The following is a 2,500-nucleotide window of genomic DNA, read 5'->3' as shown; positions in this document are numbered from 1 at the left end:
GAAGGTAAGGTAACACTTACTGGAGGGCCGAACCCACACCTGTTGAAAAAGGTCGGGATGAGTTGTGCCTAGGGGTGAAAGGCCAATCAAACTCGGAGATAGCTGGTTCTCTGCGAAATCTATTTAGGTAGAGCGTCATCCGAATACCCCGGGGGGTAGAGCACTGGATGGGTAATGGGGCCCCACAGGCTTACTGATCCTAACCAAACTCCGAATACCCGGGAGTACTAGATGGCAGACACACTGCGGATGCTAACGTCCGTAGTGGAGAGGGAAACAACCCTGACCTACAGCTAAGGCCCCCAATTCATGGCTAAGTGGGAAAGCAGGTGGGATGTCCAAAACAACCAGGAGGTTGGCTTAGAAGCAGCCATCCTTTAAAGATAGCGTAACAGCTCACTGGTCTAATTAAGACGTCCTGCGGCGAAGATGTAACGGGGCTCAAGCCATGAGCCGAAGCTTAGGATGCCGTAAGGCATGGTAGCAGAGCGTAGTGTGACATAGTTCCATGCGTCTTTAACCTTCCTCGGAAGGTGTTGGACGCAAGGAGCTTTCGATGAAGCGGGCGCGTGAGCGATCCCGTGGAGAGATCACTAGTGAGAATGATGACATGAGTAGCGACAAAGAGTGTGAGAGACACTCTCGCCGAAAGTCCAAGGGTTCCTGCTTAAAGCTAATCTGAGCAGGGTAAGCCGACCCCTAAGGCGAGGCCGAAAGGCGTAGTCGATGGGAACCAGGTTAATATTCCTGGGCCAGGAAGAGGTGACGGATCTCGGAGGTAGTTCATCCTTATCGGATTGAATGGGCTGCTGAGAGGTCCCTGGAAATAGCCCTTCCATGAGATCGTACCCTAAACCGACACAGGTGGACTGGTAGAGAATACCAAGGCGCTTGAGAGAACGATGTTGAAGGAACTCGGCAAAATACCTCCGTAAGTTCGCGAGAAGGAGGCCCGGTTCCTAGGCAACTAGGGGCTGGGGGCACAAACCAGGGGGTGGCGACTGTTTATTAAAAACACAGGGCTCTGCGAAGTCGCAAGACGACGTATAGGGTCTGACGCCTGCCCGGTGCCTGAAGGTTAAAAGGAGGGGTGAGAGCTCTGAATTGAAGCCCAGGTAAACGGCGGCCGTAACTATAACGGTCCTAAGGTAGCGAAATTCCTTGTCGGGTAAGTTCCGACCTGCACGAATGGCGTAACGACTTCCCCGCTGTCTCCAACATCGACTCAGCGAAATTGAATTGCCTGTCAAGATGCAGGCTTCCCGCGGTTAGACGGAAAGACCCCGTGCACCTTTACTACAGCTTCACATTGGCATCAGGCACAACATGTGCAGAATAGGTGGTAGGCTTTGAAACAGGGACGCCAGTTCCTGTGGAGCCTCCTTTGAGATACCACCCTTGTTCTGCTTGATGTCTAACCGCGGTCCGTTATCCGGATCCGGGACCCTGTGTGGCGGGTAGTTTGACTGGGGCGGTCGCCTCCTAAAGCGTAACGGAGGCGCGCGAAGGTTGGCTCAGAGCGGTCGGAAATCGCTCGTTGAGTGCAATGGCAGAAGCCAGCCTGACTGCAAGACTGACAAGTCGAGCAGAGTCGAAAGACGGCCATAGTGATCCGGTGGTCCCGAGTGGAAGGGCCATCGCTCAACGGATAAAAGGTACGCCGGGGATAACAGGCTGATACTGCCCAAGAGTCCATATCGACGGCAGTGTTTGGCACCTCGATGTCGGCTCATCTCATCCTGGGGCTGGAGCAGGTCCCAAGGGTACGGCTGTTCGCCGTTTAAAGAGGTACGTGAGCTGGGTTTAGAACGTCGTGAGACAGTTCGGTCCCTATCTGCCGTGGGTGTAGGATACTTGAGAGGAGTTGCCCCTAGTACGAGAGGACCGGGGTGAACGAACCACTGGTGGACCTGTTGTTGCGCCAGCAGCAGTGCAGGGTAGCTATGTTCGGACAGGATAACCGCTGAAGGCATCTAAGCGGGAAGCCCCCCTCAAAACAAGGTATCCCTGAGGACCGTGGTAGACCACCACGTCGATAGGCCGGAGATGTAAGCATGGTAACATGTTCAGTTGACCGGTACTAATTGTCCGATAGGCTTGATTTGATCCAGTAAAAGAAAAACTGGAACCAAAACAAAGCATACAACCCCTACAGAATACGAAACACGGACAACCCAAGACACTCACCAAGAGTGCCTCGGTGTTGATTGATTATCCGACGCACTACGTTGTGCTCGCCGCCAATCGACGGTGACATAACTCAAGTGCAGCAACGGGCATTTGCTTTGCAAATACCCTGCCTGCTGCGCGCCGCCTTGCTTCGCAAGGGCGTCGGAATTGGATTTTTCTTGGTTTGGTGGTCATAGCGCAAGTGAAACACCCGGTCCCATCCCGAACCCGGAAGTTAAGCACTGCTGCGGCAATGGTACTGCGTCTCAAGGCGTGGGAGAGTAGCTCACCGCCAAACCTAGTAAAATCCAAAAACTCTCAATTCGATGAA

At 53.6% G+C, this 2,500-nt stretch carries 2 rRNA genes (1 of these 2 cut by a window edge); both read left to right on the top strand.

Annotated features, from left to right (window positions below):
- Positions 1-2,105, top strand: a 23S ribosomal RNA gene (locus TRL7639_RS22640); it begins 723 nt to the left of the window's first position.
- Positions 2,106-2,352: 247 nt separating this feature from the next.
- Positions 2,353-2,467, top strand: a 5S ribosomal RNA gene (gene rrf / locus TRL7639_RS22635).
- The last annotated feature ends 33 nt before the right edge of the window (positions 2,468-2,500 follow it).

Source organism: Falsiruegeria litorea R37 (assembly GCF_900172225.1).
GTDB classification, from domain to species: Bacteria; Pseudomonadota; Alphaproteobacteria; order Rhodobacterales; family Rhodobacteraceae; genus Falsiruegeria; species Falsiruegeria litorea.
The sequence above is the reverse complement of the archived record's forward strand: the minus strand, read 5'-3'. Positions and strand labels throughout refer to the sequence as shown.